This is a genomic window from Dokdonia sp. Asnod3-C12, from assembly GCF_045063975.1.
In the GTDB taxonomy this organism is placed as follows: domain Bacteria; phylum Bacteroidota; class Bacteroidia; order Flavobacteriales; family Flavobacteriaceae; genus Dokdonia.
In genome coordinates this window covers 2,208,381-2,230,073 of sequence record NZ_JBEFNY010000003.1, presented here as the reverse complement: position 1 = coordinate 2,230,073, position 21,693 = coordinate 2,208,381, and the positions used below count along the sequence as shown (strand labels likewise).

Genomic DNA, 21,693 nt, shown 5'->3' with positions numbered 1-21,693 from the left:
TTACGAGGGCTTTTTTCATATTAAAATTTTACTATCATTATGACCATTGCAGAGCTACACTTCCATTTTTTAAACAGTAACGGAGTTTGTACTGACACAAGATCTTTACAAAAAAATCAGATTTACATCTCTTTAAAAGGAGATAATTTTAATGGTAATAAGTTTGCAAAACAAGCATTACTAGATGGCGCTAGACTCGCAGTGATTGATGAAAAAGAATATGAAGATGATTATACGGTGCTGGTAGATGACGCTCTTAAAACATTGCAACAACTAGCAAACTACCACCGCAATTATCTTAACCTACCTATAATAGGTCTTACTGGAAGCAATGGAAAAACCACTACAAAAGAGCTTATAAACGCAGTCCTTTATGAAAAATATGTAACTGTAGCTACTAGAGGGAACCTCAACAACCACATTGGAGTACCACTTACCCTCTTATCTATGGATACGACTACAGAGATAGGTATTGTAGAAATGGGTGCAAATCATCAAGGCGAAATTGCAATGCTATGTGAGATTGCCCAACCTAACTTTGGGTATATCACAAACTTTGGAAAGGCACACCTCGAAGGTTTTGGAGGGTTTGAAGGTGTTATAAAAGGAAAAAGTGAACTTTATAATTACCTTAGAGTTAATAAGGAAATGGCCTTTATAAACGACACAGACAAGCTACAAGTGGAAAAAGCTACTGGCATTACTTTACAAACATTTGGCTCTACAGAAAGCAACCACCCTATCACCTTAGTAGATGGATCTGAGAATCTCAAACTATCGTTTAAGGAAACCACTATCAATAGCCAACTCATAGGCATCTATAACTATACAAATATTGCTGTTGCTATTGCAATGGGCACCTATTTTGACCTGTCTGTTGATCAGGTTAAGTCAGGAATTGAAAAATACATACCTGCAAATAATCGCTCTCAAATCATAAAGAAAGATTCTTATAGCATAATTCTAGACGCATATAATGCAAACCCTACGAGCATGGCAGCAGCCCTAGAAAATTTAATGGCTACAAACACTAAGACCATTGCGTTCATAGGTAATATGTTTGAAGTAGGTGTCACCTCAAAAACAGAACATCAAGCGATGTTAGATTTAGCGCATCACCTTAGTATTGACCAAGTGTATGCAATAGGTCCAGATTTCGGCACTTCGGTACCTCAATTGAACCAAGAGGTTTATGAAGATTATAATGCTTTCGCGAAAGCGTACTCAAACAAAATTCCAACCGGCGCAACGGTACTTATAAAGGGTTCTAGAGGAATGAAAATGGAGCGAATATTAAATCTCTTAGAAAATTAACCCCAAAGATTCTCAATAGAGATAACTTTTGATTTTCTAAATATTAACTCTAGATCAATTAAAGATGTAATTCTTAACTTTAGGCGACTTCATTAATGAAGCTTCTCTCTATGGAAAATAAATATATCATTGCATTTGATCAAGGTACAACGAGCACGAGAGCTATCATATTTGACCATCAAGGAACCATAAAAAACATTGCCCAAAAGGAACTTAAGCAACATTACCCGCAACACGGGTGGGTAGAACACGATCCTATAGAGATTTTTGAAGCACAGCAAGCTACCTTCAAAGAAGTTATCGAAACGTCTGACATATCTATCGATGAGATTGCTGCGATAGGTATTACTAACCAGCGAGAGACTACCGTAGTCTGGGATAAGCATACTGGAAAACCTGCCTACAATGCAATTGTATGGCTGGATAAGCGCACTAAAGAGATTTGTGAACAATTAAAATCTCAAGATCTAGAAGAGTATGTGAATAAGAATACGGGACTGATTATAGACTCCTACTTCTCTGGAACTAAGGTCAAGTGGATCTTAGATAATGTAGATAATGCTTTCGCGAAAGCGCAACAAGGCGATTTACTTTTTGGAACCATAGACACTTGGCTCATTTGGAAATTCACCAATGGTTCTGTACACGCAACAGACCACTCTAATGCCAGCCGAACATTACTTTACAATATTATAGACTTAAAATGGGATGAAAAGATGCTAGAAGCATTAAACATTCCAGCGTCTATGTTACCTAAGGTTCAACATAGCGCCTCAGATTTTGGAAATATCGTACTAGACGGCCACAGCATTCCTATTTGTGGAGTTGCTGGAGATCAACAAGCTTCGCTTTTTGGTCAAGGAGGTTACAAATCTGGAATAGCTAAAAACACCTACGGTACCGGTTGCTTCCTACTTATGAATACTGGAAAAAAACCTGTTACTTCAAAAAATGGACTGCTTACTACCTTATGTGCTAGCTTACCAGATGGTAAAGTTAAATATGCTCTAGAAGGTTCCATATTTGCGGGAGGCGCATCTGTACAATGGTTACGGGATAAACTTGACCTCATAGATCATGCAAGAGACACAGAAGATATCTGTATGAATACAGCAGCTACAGATGATTTATACGTAGTTCCTGCTTTTGCAGGATTAGGAGCACCTTACTGGGACATGGATGCAAAAGGAGCTATTTATGGATTAACACTAGACTCAGGCAAAGAAGATATTATCAAAGCTACGGTAGATGCGATTGCCTATCAAACACGAGATGTTCTAGATGCAATGATTGAAGATTCTGGCAAGCAAATGGAAGCGCTACGAGTAGATGGCGGGGCCACTGCAAATAATTACCTCATGCAATTTCAATCAGACATTCTTAATATAGCTGTAGATCGTCCAGAGATGCTAGAAGTTACTGCACTAGGAGCTGCATTTTTAGCTGGAATTCAAGCAGGGATTTGGAACAAAAAAGATATTTCTAAAATACGTCAAGTAGATTCCATTTTTGAACCAACGATCACTGAATATGAGCGTAACAAGAAATATACCGGCTGGAAAAATGCCGTAGCACGCACAAAGAGCACTACAAACCAGATGCTCACAACCCAAGAAGATATCCCAATGCGTTTCTCTGTACTTGACAGACAGCGCCAGATAGCTCGTGCACAAAAAGAAAAATTTGATCTTATTGTTATAGGTGGTGGTGTTACTGGAGCTGGAATTGCACTTGACGCTTCATCTCGTGGTATGAATGTATGTCTTATAGAAAAGAATGATTTTGCTTCTGGAACAAGTAATAAATCTACAAAGCTTATTCATGGTGGACTGCGTTACCTTAAGCAAATGGAAATAGGCTTAGTACAAGAGTCGGGAAGTGAACGAGCAATATTGCATACCCTTGCTCCTCACCTTGTTGTTCCAGAAAAAATGCTGCTTCCACTTATAGAAGGTGGCACCTATGGTAAAATGATGACGGCAATAGGCTTAAAGGTTTATGACTTTCTTGCAAATGTAGAAGGTGATGATAAACGTAAAATGTTAAGTGGAGAAGAAACTGCTACTAGAGAACCTTTACTTAACAAAGACCAATTAATAGGTGGTGGCTATTATGCAGAGTATCGCACAGATGATGCACGACTTACCGTAGAGTTATTAAAGAAGGCAGCCAGTTTTGGCGCTACTATTATTAACTATTGCGAGATGAAAACCTTTAAATATGATGAGCAAGGAAAAATAAAAAGCTTACAATGTTACGACCACAATACACAAAGGAATTTTAAACTAAAATCACAGCACTACATATCTGCTGCAGGACCTTGGGTTGATCTTTTAAGGAAGAAAGACCACTCCATGAATAGCAAGTATTTACACCTTACAAAAGGAGTACACATTGTATTTTCTAGAGAGCGTTTTCCATTGACTCAATCTATTTATTTTGATGTGCCGGATGGTCGTATGATTTTTGCCATCCCTCGCGGTAGATCGACCTACGTAGGAACGACAGATACGAACTATAGCGGAAACCTCAACCGAGTTGTAGCTACTCAAGATGATGCAACCTATTTACTTGATGCGACTAATAATATGTTCCCAAGTGTAAATCTTACGATAGACGATATAGAGTCCAACTGGGCTGGACTAAGACCTCTTATACATGAAGATGGAAAAGACCCTTCTGAATTAAGTCGTAAAGATGAGATTTTTGTGTCTGACACAGGGTTGATCTCTATTGCTGGCGGCAAACTTACTGGATATCGTAAAATGGCACAGCGAGTTATAGATCGTGTTCTTAAAGATGTGCCAGAGAAGAAGAAAGCACACCTCGTAAAATCATACACAGAAAAAATACCGCTTACCTCTGAGCCTTTAAAAAACACGGTAGAAGTAGATATTTACCAACAAGAGATTAAAAAGCGTCTTGAAGATGTAGGTATTGTAAATGAATATCAAAGTTGGTACCTAGCAACTACGTATGGGAAGCAAAGCAATACCATCATTGATAAGATGAGTTATTTCTTAAATGAAAATCCAGAGGAGCGCTTAATACGTGCAGAAGTTTGGTACAGCATCCATCATGAGATGACAAACAGCCTAGCTGACTTTTTTGTGCGACGTACGGGTAGATTATATTTTGATATATACTCTGTGCATCAATATCGTGACCTCGTTCAAGAGGATATGATACGATATTTAGGTTGGGATGAAAAGAGAGTATTGCAGGAAAATGAATATCTCCATATTCTCTTAAAAGATGCTAGTGAATATTATGAGGAAGAATTTGAGTAACACAAACTCTAAAAAAAAACATTTCATTCGCTTTTACTAACGAAAACGTTATCGTAAAAAGGTTCGTAATAGAACTCATAATATTATATTAAAAAGTCATATTTTACACGCTATACTAATAAATACCTAATTACATGGGACTCATTTCATTTCTTGGATTTACATTACTTGTAGCGGGATACGCTTGGTGGAAAACACGTGGTACTGATGAAAAAAGTGCAGACGGTTATTACCTAGGTGGTAGAAGTCTAGGCGCACTCACAATTGCAGGATCATTATTACTTACAAACCTCTCTGCAGAGCAAATTGTTGGACTTAACGGTCAAGCTTTCTCAGAAGGAATACTTGTAATGGCATGGGAAACACTCGCAGCAATTGCAATGGTAATTACAGCAGTTTATTTTCTACCTAAATATATGCATAAGGGAATCACCACGATTCCAGAATTTATAGAAGAACGCTTTGATGAAAACACAAAAGCTATTCTCTCTGTATTATTTCTTATCGCTTTTAGTATCGTATTACTGCCTACTATCCTCTACTCTGGATCGCTCGCCTTCAGCACTATGTTTGACTTACCTACTTTACTAGGTATGTCTGAGGGAGCAGTAATCTGGCTTTGTGTGTGGACAATAGGTGTTATAGGAATTGTATATGCGATTTTTGGAGGTCTCAAGGCAGTAGCCGTATCAGACTTAGTAAATGCCGTTGGTCTCTTAATAGGAGGATTACTAATCCCATATTTTGGTCTCAAAATGATAGGTGATGGTAGTGTAGGAGATGGTCTGAACGAGTTATGGACAGAAAATCAAGATAAATTTGATGTAACTGGAGATGTAACATCATCTATTCCTGTGGGGACTATTTTTACAGGTATGATGATTGCGCAGATGTATTACTGGGGAACAAATCAAGCTATTTTGCAACGTGTATTTGGAGCAAAAAGCCTTAAAGAAGGGCAAAAAGGGATGATGCTAGCAGCCTTTGTAAAGTTTTTAATACCAGTGATTGTAGTATTACCAGGTATCATAGCTTGGCACCTGTTTGAAGGGGATTTAAGCTCTGCAGATAAAGCTTATCCAGAACTTGTAAAAGAGGTGCTACCTCCAGCGCTTGTTGGTTTTTTTGCGGCTGTTTTATTTGGAGCTGTACTTAGTTCTTTTAATAGTTTATTAAATAGTAGTGCAACGCTATTTGGGTTTGATCTGTATAAAAAATTCTTTAACCGCGATGCTTCAGAGCATAAAGCGGTAAAGGCTGGAAAGCTTTTTGGAGTTGTTGTTGCTATTATCGCAATGATAATTGCCCCGTTTATTGCAAATGCACCTGCAGGGTTATTTGATTATATCCAGCAAGCACTAGGAAGTTTAAGTGTACCTATTCTTGCAGTAGTACTTGTAGGTATTGTAACAAAAAAAGTGCCCGCAATCGGTGCAAAAATTGTTTTAATAGCTGGTGTAATTATGTACGTATGTACCATATTTATGAGACCTAGCTATCAAGCAACTGCCCTTGCAGAGGCAGATGCAAATGGCATAACAGATGCTGCACAACTCGCAATCATAAAAGCGGAGGCATTCCCTCATTTTTTACATATTATGGGAATTTTATTTGTGGTGAATGTAATTATCATGCTCATAGTAGGGGCTATTAAGCCTAAAACAGATATTTACGTACCTAAGCAAACAGAAGCGATAGATACTACTCCGTGGAAATATGCATACATCGTAGGCGCACTAATCGTATTACTAGTATTAAGTACCTACCTCATTTTTTAAATATGGTAAATATCCGCTTTTGCGAAAATGGAAAGTGGCATCATTAAGTACTTAGTGTTAATAGAGGACTGACAAAATCAATTACTTTAGCAGATATCTAAATAGGTTATAGAATGAAAATTTTAGTAACAGGAGGTCTAGGTTTTATAGGGTCACACACAGTTGTTGAACTTCAAAAAATTGGACACGATGTGGTCATTATTGATAATTGCTCAAACTCTTCTATAGAGGTGTTAAAGGGTATCTCAAATATTACGGGGAAGACTCCTCTTTTTGAAGAATTTGATCTTCGTGATAAGTCAAAAGTGCAAGACTTTTTCAATCGTCATAATGACATCGCAGGTGTCATCCATTTTGCTGCATCAAAAGCGGTGGGTGAAAGCGTAAAGGAACCTTTATTATACTATGAAAACAATCTTGTTACCTTAATTTACATCCTTCAAGAATTACAAAAAAAGGAGAAGGCTTCATTTATTTTCAGCTCTTCTTGCACTGTATACGGGCAGGCAGATGAATTACCTATAACAGAAAATGCAGCTGTTAAACCAGCGACATCCCCTTATGGGAACACGAAACAAGTAGGCGAAGAAATTATACGTGACACTTGCAGTATACAACCACAGCTTAATGCTATCTCCTTAAGATACTTTAATCCCATAGGAGCGCATCCTACTGCAGAGATAGGTGAATTACCACTAGGAGTACCTGCAAATCTAGTTCCTTTTATCACACAAACGGGAATAGGGCTAAGGGAGGAGCTTTCTGTTTTTGGTAATGACTACCCTACTCCAGATGGTACTGCTGTGCGTGACTACATACATGTGGTAGATCTTGCAAAGGCACATGTAATTGCGCTAGAACGGCTCATTAAAGAAAACAACAAGTCTAATTATGAAGTTTTTAATGTGGGCACAGGCACAGGTAGCTCTGTATTAGAAGTGATCAACTCTTATGAAAAAGTAGCCGAAAAATCACTTAAATATAAGATTTCAGATAAACGAGAAGGTGATGTCACAGCTGCTTATGCAGATACAGACAAAGCAAATAATGAACTAGGCTGGAAAGCAGAAAGCTCGCTAGATGAGGCCATGGCTTCTGCCTGGAAATGGGAGCAAAAAATTAGATCCTGATAAGGATGATGTAATAATAAAAAAGCTCTCAGGAACACTGAGAGCTTTTTTTATGTGCAGCTTTTAATAAGCACCTCTTAAAAAATTCCTGTTTGAGATAGCAAGTACTATTTATTCTTGTTCAAAGTCAATAGTTGCCTCAAAATCCTCCACATATTTAATATCTTCAAACCATCGGTTTGAACTTAGTACATCAAATGTTATAGCCGTTTCTTCTTGTGATACTTTCTTAAGTTGCCAGATAATATTTGCGGCATCAGTTAAGCCTCCGTGAGCTAACTCATCTTTAAAAAGTCTTTTGAGAAGTGTATTTTCTGGCATTCCTTGAGATAGTATACGTATAACCTGCTCTTCTGTATCTTCCTTAAACACATCTAGCATCATACTACTCTTGACACTAAAAGTAACATTAAAATGTATCGCTTTAGGGTGTGGAAACTTTCCATTGTAGGCTTTGTATAAAATTTGCCCTGCATTAAAAAATGTTTCATGCATAGACAGGTCTGAGTATTCTTCCCATGGATGCTCATTAAGCATCTCATGCGATAGGTTTTCTCTTTGCCCCTTATTGAGCTGGTCTTTAAAAAGGTATTCTAGTACGATTTCGGCAGCATCGTTGGTTTCATTATCAGATAGGGAAAGAAGCGCCATTTCTTCAAGCTCTGCATCCGTCATACCTGTAGTATCGCCATAATCCATAATCTCTAAAAGCTTCTTATAGTCATCCACACTCCAAGCGCCTGGAAGCTTTTCGATAGTTTTTACGTGATTTGGTGATACTTTAAAATTAATTTTCATAGTACAGTATTTATTACTTGAAGGTATGCAAAAGCTAGTCTCGTTATAGTTAAGAATTATATAATTATTGCACCACGATAAATTACCAAGTAATGCAATGGCAGTAGTCTCTAGTCCCGATTGCAATGTAAATCCCGCAGCTGTCTGGCACGGCCAGGCGCGAGGAATTGCAATGTAAAGCGGGATACTACAATGCAAATACAAAATATCCAATCGCTCCTAAGTAAACTCTTTTAATATAAGGAAGGGAATAATATACCATAAGCGAGGAAGTATACACAATAAGGTTGCTTGTAACTGCTCGTCTATTGTTGTGTACCAAAAGAGTAACAACATTATGAAAACAAAAACCAACTCCATTTTTAATCTCATTGAGATTTTTAGAAATACTACAAATCGCGTCTCAAAGCAACTTTTTAAAACTAATTGCGAGACCAACTTTAACGATGACTATTACTGCGACGCAGAAAAAATATAAATACATCACACTAATAATATTCTAATTATAAAAATTTAAAATTATGAGCACATTTAACGTACCAACAAGAGCAGAAGTAAGCGAGACTAACCAAGGAATTTTTGATAATCTTAAAAAAGCAGTGGGCTTTGTACCAAACTTATATGCAACATATGCACACTCAAACAATGCTCTTAAAAACTATCTAGACTTTGCAAATGCGCCAAGTTCCCTTAAGGCTAAGGAAAAAGAGGTTGTAAATCTAGCTGTGAGTGAGGTTAACGGCTGTGAGTATTGCCTTTCTGCACACACTGCTATTGCAGGCATGAATGGTTATACACCAGAGCAAATATTAGAGTTGAGAGCTGGAAAAGCTTCTTTTGACACCAAGCTAGATGCACTAGCTAAGCTATCACAAAACATCACAGAAAATCGTGGTAACACGAGTGAAGAGGTTTTAGAAAACTTTTTTAACGCTGGATGGACAAAGGAAAATCTTATAGATACCATCTCATTAGTAGGAGATAAAACTATCTCAAACTACATTAATAATACTACAAAGATTCCTGTAGATTTCCCTGCAGTAACCTTATTGAGCAAGTAAATAGTAGTGATACTAGTTAGATTGATTGTTTTGTTTAAAAGCTCACTTTATAGTGGGCTTTTTGACTTTTTAAAAGTTCCTGGCGGGACTCCCGTGTGCTTTTTAAAGAATTTTGAAAAGTGCCCAGCATCGTTAAACCCAATGTCATAAGAGACTTCTTCTACATTTTTATCTGAGTAAAGAAGCAAACGTTTTGCTTCTAAAATGATTCGATCATTAATCACTTTAAGTGGTGATGCATCACCCATGTTTTTAAAATGATTTGATAACGTTTTAGGCGATTTAAAGAGTAGCTCTGCATAATCTGAGACCTTGTGCAAGGTTCTAAAATGTTGCTCTACAAGAATATGATATTGCCTCACTAAATCAAACTGATTGCTAGGCATCTCTGGTTCTGGTAATTGGCTTTTAATATGCCTGCTAGAGGTTATCAATAACCTTTTGAGCAGTACTCGCAACATCTCTCCTTGTATATGATCTCGTGTCTCAAACTCTTCTTGAATCATTAAAAACATAGCATCATAACTTTTGAGTTCCTTCTCACTCAACGTTATTACTGGCGGTTGTGATGATCCATAAAAGAGAAAACCGTTACAAGAAACCTCCTCATCATGCTCTCTTATGCAGTAAAATTCTCTATTAAAAACTAGCGCTAGTAGTCCATCACTCTGTGTAATCTCTAATACATTGAGTGGCGTGCAAAAGATAAGCTGCCCTTTTTCTAAACGAAGCGTATATCCATCAATTACAATATCCCTAGAAGCGTCTTTTGCCCATAGCACTTTATACATTCCTTTGTCTGAAAGCAATTGCTGCGACGGCGCACAATTAAAGTCAGTAAGCACTAGTTTGCTATCCTCTTTTATAGATGTATATGTGAGCTTCATAAATATAAATTAAGACAATGTACAAAATGTACAAGAGGCTAGGAAGTATGTCCATACTATACCAGGTAACCTTACGATAACTTTGTACAATCTTTAATCACAATAGTACTAACAGACTATGCTATAAATTAAATTTACTATGAAAACACTATTCATCACACTCCTATCCATATTAATTACTGGCCAAACATTTTCACAAGATTACATCGCTAGTAATGGAAACAGGCTAACATCTTCTTCTAGATCATCGACCTCTTTATCTTCATTTACCATAGAAGTAATAGATGACGAAAGCTTTAGTTACAAACAGTTTTTAACCAAAAGCAAAGAATCAAAATCAGTTTATAAAGTGGATGGGAAGCAAATCTCTAAAAAAGAATTGGTCAAAATTTTTAGAAAAGCAAGCAGGAAGTCTAACGAGCAGCAGGAATTCAATAAGTATTTAGCTACTAATTACCCAAGCATTTATAGCCAACTCACACCAATGGAACTTAATGCTTTGTACAGTAAATTCAGTGAGAAGACGATAGCAAGGTATTTATCAACCTTGCCTAACATTCTTTAAAGTTTAGCTTTCGCGAAAGCGTTACTTCATAAAATCAAAAGCCCTTCTCAGGGCTTTTTTTGATAGTTATATTTTCATAATAAATAGTTAAACTTTATATTATAATAGTATTACTATCATATCTTTGATGCATGGAAGAATTGCATGTACAAATTACTATTGATCCAGCGTTGTATACGCGTAATCCCGAGACTACAGAACTGGGCAGGAATATCGTGAGCAAGAGTATAGAAATGATTGATGAGCTGGGCTTTGAGAAATTTACATTTAAGAAACTAGGTGTAGCAATTAACTCAAATGAAAGTTCGATTTACAGATACTTTGATAGTAAACACACTTTACTAGTCTATCTTACAAGCTGGTACTGGAGCTGGGTAGAGTATAAACTTGTATTCTCTACTACAAACGTTTCTAACCCTAAGATAAAACTTGAAAGTGCACTAGCGCTTATCACTAAGGATGCTACTCAAGATAGCGCAATTTCTTATGTAAATGAGATGTTGCTACATCGTATTATTATCTCAGAGTCGTCAAAAGCATACCACACAAAGGATGTAGACAAGGAAAACGCAAAGGGGTATTATAAAACGTATAAACGTGTGGTACAACGCATAAGTGATATTGTTCTTGAGATTAACCCAGCGTATGCATTTCCTCACATGCTTATCTCTACAGTGATAGAAGGAGCACACCATCAACGTTATTTCTCAAAACATCTTCCTGCGCTTACTAACGTAGAAGAAGGATTGAATACAATAGAAAAGTTTTATACAGACATGGTTTTTAAAGCCATCAACTAAGATATTATTTAAACAAAAATCTCTGTTATGGAGATGAAAAACACCGTTTTTCAATGAAAGAAATGACACCTTGGCAACGATTTGTAAATATGCTCGAACTAGATAGACGAGATATTAAGCAAATTTTATTTTACGCAATTTTTGCTGGACTTGTAGCGCTTACATTACCACTAGGTATCCAAGCTATTATTAACCTCATTCAGGGTGCTCAGGTGAGTACTTCTTGGATTGTACTTGTTATTCTCGTTACACTAGGAGTGGCTTTTCAAGGAATCTTGCAATTAATGCAAGTACGCATCCTTGAAAACATACAACAGAAGATTTTCACTCGTTCTTCTTTTGAGTTTGCGTATCGCTTTCCTAAATTAAAAATGAGCGAACTAGACAATTACTACCCACCAGAACTTGCAAATAGATTTTTTGATACGCTTACCGTGCAAAAAGGATTATCAAAAATCTTATTAGATTTTCCTGCGGCTATACTGCAGATACTCTTTGGGTTAATATTACTTTCTTTTTACCACCCATTCTTCATCATATATGGTTTTCTACTTGTGATACTCGTGTACTTAGTATTCAAGTTTACAGCAAAGAAGGGTCTTGAAACTAGTCTTGCAGAGTCTAAGAGTAAGTATAAAGTTGCACACTGGCTACAAGAAATAGCACGATCACTTATAAGCTTTAAGCTTTCTGGTCGTACTTCACTTGCTATGAATCGCAACAATAAGCTCACACAATCATACCTAGAGGCGCGTGAAAGTCACTTTAGAGTATTGATGATACAGTTTATACAGATGATAGGTTTTAAGGTACTCGTTACAGCAGGGCTTTTAGTTATAGGTGGTTTACTAGTTCTTAACCAGCAAATGAATATAGGACAGTTTGTAGCGGCTGAGATCATTATACTTTTAGTTATAAGTTCTGTCGAGAAACTCATTTCTGGATTAGAAAGTTTTTATGATGTACTTACTTCTCTTGAAAAAATAGGACAAGTAGTTGATAAAAAACTGGAACCACAAGATGGTTCAGATCCTTTTGAGATAAACGATACTATCGATATCCAGATGGATAAAGTAAGCTATAGCACTCAAGAAACTGGCGCTATTCTTAATGAGATTGACTTAAATGTAAAAGATAATGATCGCATATTAATAACAGGATTATCTGGATCTGGTAAGACTACGTTATTAAAGTTACTCTCTGGAGTTATACAGCCATCTTCTGGAGGTATCTATGTAAACAACTTCTCTTTCAAAGGAATGCGACCTAATGCTTATAGATCAAAAATAGGCCAGGTACTACCAGAGCAAAACCCTTTTGAAGGGACTATTCTTGAAAATATAAGTTTTGGTAATACAGATGTTTCTACAACTCGTGTAAATGAGGTGATTAAAATAGTAGGCCTACAAGAGTTTGTGCGCACGCAGCCTAATGGTTTACAAACTAAACTGTTTCCAGAGGGACAGAAAATACCACATACTATCTCAAAACGCATACTGCTAGCTAGAGCTTTTGTACACAACCCAAGGATATTATTACTTAAGGATGCTCTAGAACACTTTGAAGGAAAACAAGCTAGAGAGATCATGACATATCTAGCAAGTCCTGAGAGACCATGGGCGCTTATAGTAGCAAGTAATAATAAAGACTGGCAAGAGATGTGTAATCAACATATAGTGCTAGATAAAGGTAACATCATTTCAAAAAACAAATAAGCGATGCTTAACATATCTAATAATCAGCTTAATAAAACGGTAGATGTAGAAGGGTATTCTGCATTTGCAAAGGCGTATAAAGCACGTCACTACAAATACTTCAATAGATTTTTGCTAGCATTTGCTATCATAGGTGTTATTGTACTTTTCTTACCATGGACGCAAAACGTGAATGGCAAAGGATATGTGACCACCTTAACGCCAGATCAAAGACCGCAAACCATACAATCTCCCATTCCTGGGCGTGTAGAACAATGGTACGTGCTGGAAGGAGACTATGTAGCAAAAGGAGATACTATTTTACGCATTTCTGAAATCAAAAATGAGTATCAAGATCCTCTCCTTGCTGAACGTACGAGACAGCAACGCGATGCAAAGAGTAATGCGGTAGGTTCTTATAAATCTAAAGTAATAGCACTAGAAAATCAGTTAGGAGCTTTGCAACGTGAACGCGGATTAAAACTACAACAGGCAGAAAATAAATTAAAACAAGCTCGTTTTAAAGTGCAAAGTGATAGTATTGATCTTGTTGCTGCGACAACTAATCGTGATATTGCCTTAAAACAATATGAACGTACTGCTACGCTTGAGTCTGAAGGTTTAAAATCTACCGCAGATGTAGAAGACAAGCGATTAAAGCTACAAGAGACAGAGGCAAAATTAATCTCTCAAAATAATAAGCTACTCGCAAGTCAAAATAATGTACTTAACGCATCTATAGATATAACTAGAACAAGTGCCACGTATGCCGAGAAGATAAGCAAAGCACAAAGTGACAAGTTTAGTGCATCTAGTGCGCAATATGACACTGAAGCCCAAGTGAGCAAACTAGCAAATGCAAGCACCAACTACGAGATGCGTAGCGCACTGCAGTATATCACAGCTCCTCAAAATGGATTCATAAATAAAGCGATTAAAGCAGGGCTAGGAGAAACTTTTAAAGAAGGAGAGCAACTAGTAGGAATCATGCCAGCCGACTATGACCTAGCCGTGGAGACTTTTGTGAGACCCATAGACTTACCACTCATACACGCTGGAGAAAAAATACGCGTCCAGTTTGACGGATGGCCGGCAATTGTTTTTAGTGGATGGCCAGACGCCTCTTTCGGAACCTATGGAGGAACCGTAGTTGCTGTGGAAACATTCATTAGTACTAATGGAAAATTTAGAGTGCTTATCGCGCCAGATAAAGAAGCAGAAGCATGGCCAAAAAATGTACGTGTAGGCTCTGGAGCACAAACAATCGCCTTACTACAAGATGTTCCTATCTGGTACGAGTTATGGAGACAACTCAACGGATTTCCACCAGATTACTATTTACCAGAAGGCACATTAACTCCTAGAAAAGAGAAAAAATGAGGTTACTTATAAAATATACAGTACTTGTGTTGTGTTACGCTTTCGCGAAAGCGGGACTAGCTCAAACACCTGTACTTTCTCCGCAAACTATTTCTTTTGAGGAATACTTAGGGTATGTAAAGCAACATCATCCATTAATCAAACAAGCCGAATTAGTGTTAAGCACAGGAGAAGCAAATCTACTTAAAGCAAGGGGAGGTTTTGATCCAAAAATTGAGGTAGACTATGACCGTAAAAAATTTAAAGACACCGAATATTTTGATCAGCTTAACGCTACTTTTAAAATCCCTACTTGGTACGGAATTGAGTTAAAAGGAAGCTTTGAGGAAAACACAGGTGAGTTTCTCAACCCTAACCTTACCGTTCCCGAAGATGGATTATATAGCGCCGGAGTTTCCTTTGCACTGGCACAAGGGCTTCTTATTAATGAACGCATGGCTACGTTAAAGAAAGCGCGCTTTTTTGAACAGCAAACCATCGCAGATCGTGACTTACTCGTAAACAACTTAATTTATGAGGCGAGCTTAGCTTATTTTGACTGGGTAGAAACAGAAAATGAGAAAGTCATTTATGATACATTTTTGAAGAATGCTACCACCAGACTAGATGCCGTAACAAGGAGCGTAGCCGAAGGTGACAAAGCATCCATAGACATCACAGAGGCCAGAATCACTGCTCAGACAAGAAGACTTGACCTAGAAGCTGCGTCACTCAACGCGCAGAAGGCACGTCTTGTTGCTAGTAATTTTTTATGGATAGATGGTATTCCTTTAGAAATACAAGAAACAGTATATCCAGAAAAACCTGAACTTTCAGTGCTAGACGCTTCATTATTATTAGTAGGCATTACAGATACCTCGGTTTTTTTAAACAATCACCCTAAACTTAAAAGTCTAGACGCAAAGATTGATGGGCTAGAAGTAGATCGCTTTTTAAAGAAAAATAAGCTGCTTCCTAAGGTAAACTTGCAATACAATTTTCTATCACCAGATGCAGATCGATTAGATGGTTTCAATACAGCAAATTACAAGGCTTTTTTAGATGTAAGCTTTCCTATTTTCTTGCGTAAGGAACGTGGAGATTTAAATCTTGCTAAGCTTAAAGTACAAGACGCCGAGTTTGAACGTACAGCAACTTCCCTGGCTATCAAAAACAAGCTTGACGCCACAGAGGCAGAGATTACATCCCTTTTAGAACAAAACAACCTCATCACTGAGATTGTGGTAGATTATGAAGCCCTTGTAAAAGCAGAGGAGCGTAAATTCTTTCTAGGAGAAAGTTCACTATTCCTCATTAACTCCCGCGAGCAAAAGTTAATAGACGCAAGACTTAAAGCAAATGCACTTTCTGTAAAGGAGCTTACAGCAAAGGCTAAGTTGTATAATGCGGCAGGGCTATAAATCCATCATAATATTGCGATAGCAACTTATTACTAAGCATAAAAAAACCGTAATTCTATATAAGAATTACGGTTTTTACTTTTAAAAATCACCACAAATTATTCTTCCTTGTCGCTCCCGTTTTCTTTTACTTTCTTACGGTTATCACTACCACGACGGTCTATTAATTTATTAAAAGGATCTATTCCAGCTTCTACTGGTTTCTCATCAACTATAATATCAAAACTATTATTGATGTCGCTCACTTTTACTTTCTTTAAATAGAGCACATTCTCTGCTCCTGTTTCCTCATCCTCTTCGCCAAAAACTCCTAGCTCAATATAATCTGCTAGTGGTAGCGATGCAATGGCATCCTCCTCACCTTCTGGAGTAAATGAAAGACTATCGCCTGCGATGGACTTATATTCTTTTTTACCTTTCTTTTTAGAACGATACTTACTTATAATCGCATCTATATGTACAGCATAACTACCATCTGGCAATTCTGTATAAGTGGCATCTTCTACTTTATTATCATAAAGCGTGATGGTCTCAAACATATCTGTAACTAGATATTTAAGCGAGTCTGGTGTGACCGCTTTTATATCTGCCACAAACTCTGTAGCTACTGGATAAGGACGTCCTTTAAATTGATATTTCTCGGCAAAGCGTTTTGCCACACCGTTAAAGACACCTTCTCCTAAGTAATCACTCATAGCATATAATACTAATGATCCCTTCTGATAATGAATATACTGTTGGTTCTCATTATACATTAACGGCTGCTCCTTAATCTGCTCACTAGTTCTACCTGTCAAATATCCATCCATCGCGTCTTTTAAGAAACGACGCATCTGGTTTTTACCGTAGGTTTTCTCAAGCACTTTGAGCGAACTATACTCAGACATACTTTCTGAAAGTAATGTTGCTCCTTTAGCCTGTGCTCCTATCACTTGGTGTGCCCACCACTGGTGTGCTAGCTCATGCGCCGTTATTGCCAGCGGATAATCTACTGCATCTTGATCCTCATCATCTACATCTGCCACAAAGCCAACTCCCTCACTAAAAGGAATTGTATTTGCAAATGCTTGTGCAAAACTCCCGTACGCCTTTGGAAACTCTATAATTCGAACTTGTTTATGCTGGTAAGGTGTATAATTCTCATTATAATAAGCCAGGCCCTTTTTCATACCATTCATCATACGATCAAGGTTATAAGTGTGACCAGGATTGTAATAAATTTCAAGATTAATTCCTTTATATTCTTCTCGCATTACTTCATATTCTGCACTTAAGAAAGAATAGAAGTTGAGCATTTTTGAATCCATTTTATAATGAAAATACTTTCTTCCATCCTCTTCCCACTCTTTAATGAGATAACCTGGCGCAATCGCTATTTGCTCCGGAGAAGTACTCAATGTAGCCTCAAAGTCTATCCAGTCACTATAACCACCTATATAACTACGATCTCTTGCCCCAGGAGCATCTGGATTTGGTAAGCGATCCTTAGGTGCTAGCTCATACTTTTCACGTAGTTGTGTGTTTCTCAATTCAAAATTATCATTGTAACCTATAGAAGGAAACATACCATAATTTACAAAGGTTCCATTAGTAGAAATAGGCGACTTATCATCTAGAAATTTATTCTCCTCATTATGCATGGTGAACTTAAACACTAAAGTATCTCCAGGCTGCATAGGCTTACTAAAAGCATACATCCTATAGTTATAATCTTCATTATCATAAACCACTTCTGCATCTCTGTCTAGCGTGATTTCTGTAGGGTAATCTGTGAGATTCACATGTAATGTATCTATAGCAACACTATCCTTATTAATCATGGTAAATGTTGCTCCTGCTTTAAAGTCTCTAGTTTTTGGATACATATCCATAAACGTATTTACAGCTACGAGTCTAGGTTGTGGTATTCCTGCATACTTTCCTAAATCTCTTTCGGCTTGCACGCGTAGTTCTTCACGTTCCTTTCCTGTGAGTAATTCATTCTCAACATTATTTACATACCAAGAGTAGCTACCTATACTTAAAAATATCACTAGAGAAACTACTGCCGTTGCAATGATGGGTGTAGATAATCTCGCTTTCGCGAAAGCGATACGACCTTTTACATTTGTCCCCATACCGCGTCTGTAGAATAAAATAGCTGCCATTAAAAGAATAATACCAAATGAGATCCAATAGACCCTAAACGTATAGAAACGAGGTAATACAGAACCGTAACCATCAAAATCTGAGGGACTAGGTGTACCTCCCGAATTAAAATCATAGATAGCCTGCTCTACTCCAATTGCATTTTGCAATAATGGAATCGCAACAGCAAGCACTAATAAAGTCACAAGGCCTAGCCATTTGTTTTTAATCAATGTATGCACAAGAAGCGCCATCAAAATCCACGGAATATACTTCCAGATATTGATAAAAAAAGCTTGGAATACATAAAGGTCTATCTGGTAATCATAAAAACCATTTGCCGTTTGAAATGCTAGACCACAAAGAATAAGTACTACTTGTAGAAAGCCTGTCATGAGAAATAGCGATATCCCTTTTGACACTAGAAACACCCAGTCCTTTGTAGGCGTTACATCGACTATCTGGTTAAGATGAGCTGCTCTGGAGCGATCCATCAAGAATCCAGCATACAGGTGAATAAGTAAAAATGAAAATATTATAATGTATGCAGATGGCTCTGCAAGCATGGTCCATGTTTTTGGTAGTATAGCCGTGTTAAAAATGAGCTGAGAAAAACTCATCATAACAATGGTAAGTACAATTGCTAGAAAACTAATGATAATAAATGGCCAGCCTGTAATTATATATTTAGTATCACTTTTAACCAATAGCCACAATGTTTTTAACTGCCCAACGAGAGAGAAATCTGTAGATACTGCTGGCATTTCAATGTTTCTTACTTCACTAAAGTTTTTCTTAGTTGCTCTTACCGTCTTTTTCTTAAAAAGACGAATGGTCATTGCATGTTGAGAAAAATTAAAGCGTGCTATAACCCCAAATAAGATTGCAAATGAAATCCCCGCCCATAATAAACGGTTATACAGTAATGCTCCTACCATAGGTATAGAACGACTATTTTGCTCAATTGGAGTCCAGTACTCTGTTGCATCTGCCAGTGCCACATTTGCCATAGGGTCTAATAATGAGAACCAAAATTTGTCATCTGCATTATCAGCCATGCTTGTAGCGATAAGCTGTATGATAATCATGGTAAGTATGGCCATGAAACCTATATTCATGTTACGTGTGAACACCACAATAGCAAAAACAATAGCACTATAAAAAAGTACGTTAGGGAAAATTATGAACGCAAATGGCTGTATATAGTTCCATAATCCAAAAGGTCCCAAAAGTTCTTCATTTGCGCCAGGCAATATAGAACCTATCAGTAACCCTAAAATAGTTGCAGCGGCAATACAAAGATTTACCGTTATTGCAGCAGAAAACTTTGCAAGAAGGTATTGCACCTTTGTAAGAGGATAAGAATACAATACATTATGCATGTTATTTTTAAAATCTCTATCTATAGTTCCTCCAGTAATTGATGGAATTAACAAATAAGATAGCAATGCCAGCTGGGATAAAATACCCGTTATTGCCAGCGGACTATTAAGATATACATTGCTCGTTACTGTGACATTATCACTACTAAAAACGCCTAAACCAGCTGCCATAATTAAGACTCCTAGTAAAAACATGATTGCTGCAAAAATGTAAAAAAGTGGCTTCTTAAACCACGTTCTTATTTCGTGTAGATATATTGTGCTAAACATATTACTGTACGTTTTCAGGTTGGTTCTGATTTAACGTAGTAAAATATACGTCTTCAAGGGTTGCAACCGCAGATTCAAAACCTTCTCCAGGTGAGGTAGTGCTATATACTCTTACATCTAGATCATTGGTATCATTAAAGCTTGAAGAAATCACATTGTATTGCTTTTGTAGTTCGTCTATTTTATCTCTAGAAGCAGATATCTTCCAGATATGACCAGATAGACTTTGTACTAATTCCTTAGGTGTGCTTTGCGATAATATTCTTCCTCCATTAAGGATTGCCATATCAGTACATAGTTCTTTAACATCATCTACAATATGCGTAGAAAAAATAACGATGTGATTGGTGCCTATCTCACGTAATACATTTAAAAATCGATGTCTCTCTGCAGGATCTAAACCAGCAGTAGGCTCATCTACAATAATAAGTTTAGGATTATTAAGTAAGAGTTGTGCAATACCAAAACGTTGCTTCATTCCTCCAGAGTAACCAGCAACGTGCTTATCGCGCACGTCACTAAGATTTGTAACTTCTAAAGCTTTATCAACAATTGCGTTACGCTCTGCTTTATTTGTAATCCCCTTCAAACTTGCAAAATAATGCAAGAGGTCGCTTGCGCTCATTTTTGGGTACACCCCAAATTCTTGTGGTAAATAGCCTAAGGTTTTTCTAAACTCAATTTTATTGTTAAGAATATCAAGTCCATTAAACTCTATGCTTCCTATATCTGGCTCTTGAAGCGTGGCAATGGTTCTCATAAGAGATGATTTTCCTGCACCGTTAGGCCCCAAAAGACCAAACATTCCTGCCTTAATATCTATAGTTACATCATCTAAGGCTTTTACACCATTGCTATATGTTTTTGAAACATTCTTTAAACTGAGAATCATACCTGTTGCTTTTTAGTTGTAGCATAGGTATGACATATATAGAGTTTGTTACAAGTAATTATATAAATAAAGAAGAAATAGCTAAAGACAGCCTATTTGAGTGCACATTGCTTTGAGAAAATCTCGCTCTTTAATTTAATTTTATAGAAGAATGCTTTTTGAGACGTTCTTCTACATCATTTGTCGAACCAATATAATATCGATTGAGACTAGAAGAAAATAATATGTAGACGTAAAACTCATGTAAACGAAAAAAGGCTCCCATTTCTGGAAGCCTCTGTGGGCGCAGAGGGATTCGAACCCCCGACTCTCCCGATGTAAAATCGGGATGCTCTGAGTATATTTTACAAAACTATCGCTATGCTTTAAAAAGCTTTTCTATCATAATGCGGCTCTTCCATTTCTTTATTTGCATCTCGCGCTGCACCGCCTCACTCCTAGTCTCAAAAGACTCTGTATACTTAACTTCCCAATCCTTTGCTTTTGAAGTAAAACCTTTATTACTTGACAAATGCTTTTTGAAACGTTCTTCTACATCATTAGTCGAACCAATATAATATCGATTGAGACTAGAAGAAAATAATATGTAGATGTAGAAACTCATACAAACCAAAAAAGGCTCCCATTTCTGGAAGCCTTTGTGGGCGCAGAGGGATTCGAACCCCCGACCCCTTGGGTGTAAACCAAGTGCTCTGAACCAACTGAGCTATGCGCCCGACTATTTTTTTATACAAGAGTGTCGCTTCTTGTTTGTGGGCGCAGAGGGATTCGAACCCCCGACCCCTTGGGTGTAAACCAAGTGCTCTGAACCAACTGAGCTATGCGCCCCGATATTTTATAATCAGGTAACAATAAAATCTTGACTACTGCCTTTCTCTTATTGCGGGTGCAAATATAGAATTAAAGTTTAATAGTTTGAAATCTT

General features: G+C 37.2%; 16 protein-coding genes and 2 tRNA genes. 10 read left to right on the top strand and 8 right to left on the bottom strand.

Annotation, left to right across the window (positions count from 1 at the left end):
- Positions 1 to 39 precede the first annotated feature (39 nt).
- The 4 genes from murF to galE all read left to right on the top strand — a co-directional run bounded on the left by murF (position 40) and on the right by galE (position 7,512).
- The gene (gene murF, locus ACJJVW_RS10125; RefSeq protein ID WP_405251672.1) at positions 40 to 1,314 is read left to right on the top strand and encodes a UDP-N-acetylmuramoyl-tripeptide--D-alanyl-D-alanine ligase; all 1,275 of its coding nucleotides are present in this window, start codon (positions 40 to 42) and stop codon (positions 1,312 to 1,314) included.
- Positions 1,315 to 1,424: 110 nt separating this feature from the next.
- Positions 1,425 to 4,604 (top strand): glycerol kinase GlpK, encoded by a 3,180-nt coding sequence (gene glpK, locus ACJJVW_RS10120; protein WP_405251670.1) that lies wholly within the window; start codon positions 1,425 to 1,427, stop codon positions 4,602 to 4,604.
- A gap of 134 nt (positions 4,605 to 4,738) precedes the next feature.
- The gene (locus ACJJVW_RS10115; protein WP_405251668.1) at positions 4,739 to 6,382 is read left to right on the top strand and encodes a solute:sodium symporter family transporter; all 1,644 of its coding nucleotides are present in this window, start codon (positions 4,739 to 4,741) and stop codon (positions 6,380 to 6,382) included.
- Positions 6,383 to 6,495: 113 nt separating this feature from the next.
- Positions 6,496 to 7,512, top strand: coding sequence for a UDP-glucose 4-epimerase GalE (gene galE / locus ACJJVW_RS10110; RefSeq protein WP_405251666.1), 1,017 nt, complete (start codon positions 6,496 to 6,498; stop codon positions 7,510 to 7,512).
- Between the two features lie 111 nt (positions 7,513 to 7,623).
- Here the strand turns inward: galE and ACJJVW_RS10105 are convergent, their stop codons facing one another.
- Entirely contained in the window at positions 7,624 to 8,310 is a 687-nt protein-coding gene (locus tag ACJJVW_RS10105; protein ID WP_405251664.1) for a hypothetical protein, read from the bottom strand.
- Positions 8,311 to 8,831: 521 nt separating this feature from the next.
- Between ACJJVW_RS10105 and ACJJVW_RS10100 the strand changes: the two genes are divergently transcribed.
- Positions 8,832 to 9,371 (top strand): carboxymuconolactone decarboxylase family protein, encoded by a 540-nt coding sequence (locus ACJJVW_RS10100; protein WP_298326920.1) that lies wholly within the window; start codon positions 8,832 to 8,834, stop codon positions 9,369 to 9,371.
- 47 nt (positions 9,372 to 9,418) lie between these two features.
- Here the strand turns inward: ACJJVW_RS10100 and ACJJVW_RS10095 are convergent, their stop codons facing one another.
- Positions 9,419 to 10,258: a helix-turn-helix domain-containing protein gene (locus ACJJVW_RS10095; protein WP_405251662.1), complete on the bottom strand. Its 840-nt coding sequence runs from the start codon at positions 10,256 to 10,258 to the stop codon at positions 9,419 to 9,421.
- A gap of 139 nt (positions 10,259 to 10,397) precedes the next feature.
- Between ACJJVW_RS10095 and ACJJVW_RS10090 the strand changes: the two genes are divergently transcribed.
- The 5 genes from ACJJVW_RS10090 (at position 10,398) to ACJJVW_RS10070 (ending at position 16,097) form a co-directional block, all read left to right on the top strand.
- A complete protein-coding gene (locus ACJJVW_RS10090; RefSeq protein WP_405251660.1) occupies positions 10,398 to 10,823 on the top strand; it encodes a hypothetical protein in 426 nt (141 codons plus the stop codon).
- Between the two features lie 131 nt (positions 10,824 to 10,954).
- Entirely contained in the window at positions 10,955 to 11,623 is a 669-nt protein-coding gene (locus ACJJVW_RS10085; protein WP_405251658.1) for a TetR/AcrR family transcriptional regulator, read from the top strand.
- A 53-nt stretch (positions 11,624 to 11,676) separates the two neighbouring features.
- A complete protein-coding gene (locus ACJJVW_RS10080; RefSeq protein ID WP_405251656.1) occupies positions 11,677 to 13,338 on the top strand; it encodes a peptidase domain-containing ABC transporter in 1,662 nt (553 codons plus the stop codon).
- Positions 13,339 to 13,341: 3 nt separating this feature from the next.
- Positions 13,342 to 14,697 carry an HlyD family secretion protein gene (locus tag ACJJVW_RS10075; RefSeq protein WP_405251654.1) on the top strand — a complete coding sequence of 452 codons (1,356 nt, stop codon included), beginning with the start codon at positions 13,342 to 13,344 and terminating at the stop codon, positions 14,695 to 14,697.
- On the top strand, positions 14,694 to 16,097 hold the full coding sequence (locus ACJJVW_RS10070) for a TolC family protein (protein ID WP_405251652.1): 1,404 nt from the start codon (positions 14,694 to 14,696) through the stop codon (positions 16,095 to 16,097). Before ACJJVW_RS10075 ends, ACJJVW_RS10070 begins: the two co-directional genes overlap by 4 nt.
- Positions 16,098 to 16,195: 98 nt before the next feature.
- Here the strand turns inward: ACJJVW_RS10070 and ACJJVW_RS10065 are convergent, their stop codons facing one another.
- The 6 genes from ACJJVW_RS10065 to ACJJVW_RS10040 form a co-directional block, all read right to left on the bottom strand.
- Entirely contained in the window at positions 16,196 to 19,876 is a 3,681-nt protein-coding gene (locus ACJJVW_RS10065; protein WP_405251650.1) for a M1 family aminopeptidase, read from the bottom strand.
- Position 19,877: 1 nt separating this feature from the next.
- Positions 19,878 to 20,768 (bottom strand): ABC transporter ATP-binding protein, encoded by an 891-nt coding sequence (locus ACJJVW_RS10060; protein ID WP_405251648.1) that lies wholly within the window; start codon positions 20,766 to 20,768, stop codon positions 19,878 to 19,880.
- Positions 20,769 to 20,898: 130 nt separating this feature from the next.
- Positions 20,899 to 21,033: a GIY-YIG nuclease family protein gene (locus tag ACJJVW_RS10055; protein ID WP_405251646.1), complete on the bottom strand. Its 135-nt coding sequence runs from the start codon at positions 21,031 to 21,033 to the stop codon at positions 20,899 to 20,901.
- A 93-nt stretch (positions 21,034 to 21,126) separates the two neighbouring features.
- Positions 21,127 to 21,372 carry a GIY-YIG nuclease family protein gene (locus ACJJVW_RS10050; protein WP_405251644.1) on the bottom strand — a complete coding sequence of 82 codons (246 nt, stop codon included), beginning with the start codon at positions 21,370 to 21,372 and terminating at the stop codon, positions 21,127 to 21,129.
- Positions 21,373 to 21,409: 37 nt separating this feature from the next.
- A tRNA-Val gene (locus ACJJVW_RS10045) sits at positions 21,410 to 21,484 on the bottom strand.
- 37 nt (positions 21,485 to 21,521) lie between these two features.
- Positions 21,522 to 21,596, bottom strand: a tRNA-Val gene (locus tag ACJJVW_RS10040).
- Between the last annotated feature and the right edge of the window lie 97 nt (positions 21,597 to 21,693).